The sequence below is a fragment of the Amycolatopsis kentuckyensis genome, assembly GCF_002155975.1.
GTDB classification, from domain to species: domain Bacteria; phylum Actinomycetota; class Actinomycetes; order Mycobacteriales; family Pseudonocardiaceae; genus Amycolatopsis; species Amycolatopsis kentuckyensis.
In genome coordinates, this window is record NZ_MUMI01000677.1 from 1 (window position 1) to 1,562 (window position 1,562).

At 72.3% G+C, this 1,562-nt stretch carries 2 protein-coding genes; one reads left to right on the plus strand and one right to left on the minus strand.

Annotation, left to right across the window (positions count from 1 at the left end; all coding sequences use genetic code 11):
- A partial coding sequence (locus tag CCN39_RS45455; RefSeq protein WP_086853124.1) for an O-acetylhomoserine aminocarboxypropyltransferase/cysteine synthase family protein occupies nucleotides 1–1,063 on the minus strand: 1,063 nt, incomplete at its 3' end.
- Nucleotides 1,064–1,138: 75 nt separating this feature from the next.
- On the opposite strand from CCN39_RS45455, the gene CCN39_RS45460 reads away from it, so the two are divergent.
- On the plus strand, nucleotides 1,139–1,562 hold a 424-nt coding region (locus CCN39_RS45460; RefSeq protein WP_167455373.1), incomplete at its 3' end, for a VOC family protein.

Genomic DNA, 1,562 nt, shown 5'->3' on the forward strand with positions numbered 1-1,562 from the left:
TCTCGCCGGCCGCGCGGCCGCCGTCGATGCCGAAGGAGAACACCGCGCCCGGCCCCGCGGGCAGGTACTTCCCCGCCAGGTCGTGGTGCGGGTGCGACGGCAGCCCGGCGTAGGACACCCACGCCACGCGCGGGTCCGCTTCGAGGTACTCGGCGACCGCGCGGGCGTTCGCGACGTGCGCGTCCATCCGCTGGGGGAGGGTCTCGACCCCTTGCAGCAGCAGGAAAGCCGAGTGCGGCGAGAGGACCGCGCCGATGTCCCGCAGCTGCTCGGCGCGCAGCCGGGTGCAGAACGCGTACTCGCCGAAGTTCTCCCAGTACCGGAGGCCGCCGTAGCTGTCGACGGTCTCGGTCATCCGCGGGAACTTCCCGTTGCCCCAGTCGAACTTCCCGGATTCGACGACGATCCCGCCGAGCGTCGTCCCGTGCCCGCCGAGGAACTTCGTCGCCGAGTGCAGCACGATGTCGGCGCCGTGCTCGATCGGGCGGCACAGGTACGGCGTCGCCAGGGTGGCGTCGACGACCAGCGGGATGTCGTGGGCGTGCGCGAGGTCCGCCAGCGCGGCGAGGTCGGCGATGCCCCCGCCGGGGTTGCCGATCACCTCGGTGTAGAGCAGCCGCGTCCGGTCGGTGACGGCGGCGGCGTAGTCGTCGATGCCGCCGCTGACGAAGGTGGTCTCGACGCCGAAGCGCCGGAGCGTGCCGGTGAGCTGGGTGACGGTCCCGCCGTAGAGGCCGCTCGCGGACACGATGTGGTCCCCGGCCTCGGTGAGCGAGCTGAAGGTGAGGAACTCGGCAGCCTGCCCGCTGGCGGCGGCGACCCCGCCGATGGCCCCTTCGAGACTGGCGATCCGCTCTTCGAAGGCGGCCACGGTCGGATTTCCGATCCGGCTGTAGACGTTGCCGTACTTCTGCAGCGCGAAGAGGTTCGCGGCGTCGGCGGCATCCTCGAAGACGAAGCTCGTGGTCTGGTAGATCGGCACGGCCCGCGCCCCGGTCGCCGGGTCGGGCGTGCCGCCCGCGTGCAGGGCGCGGGTGCGGAAGCCCCAGCTGTGTTCACTCATCGTGGTTCACGGTAACCGCAGCATCCCCCGGATGACACGCCCTCTCAGGGCGTGGGCGCGGCTACGCTCCACCCCGTGACGGTGCGCTGGAGCGTGACGATCGACTGCGCGGACCCCCGCGCGCTGGCGAGGTTCTGGGCGGTGGCCCTCGGCTACATCGAACGCCCGCCCCCGGCGGGGTTCGCGAGCTGGGAAGCCTGGTTCACCCGGCACGGCGTGCCCGAGGCGGAGTGGGACGACGGCGCGTACCTGACCGATCCGGAGGGGGTCCTGCCGAGCCTGAGCTTCCTCAAGGTGCCCGAAGCGAAGATCGCGAAGAACCGGGTCCACCTGGACGTCCAGGCGGGCGGCGGGCGCGAGGTGCCGTGGGAGACGCGCTGGGAGCGGGTCGTCGAGGCGATCGCCCGCCTCACCGCCGCCGGCGCGACCGTCCTGCGCCAGGACGAGCTGGACGGGCGCCCCGATCACTTCGTGATGGCGGATCCGGAGGGCAACGAGT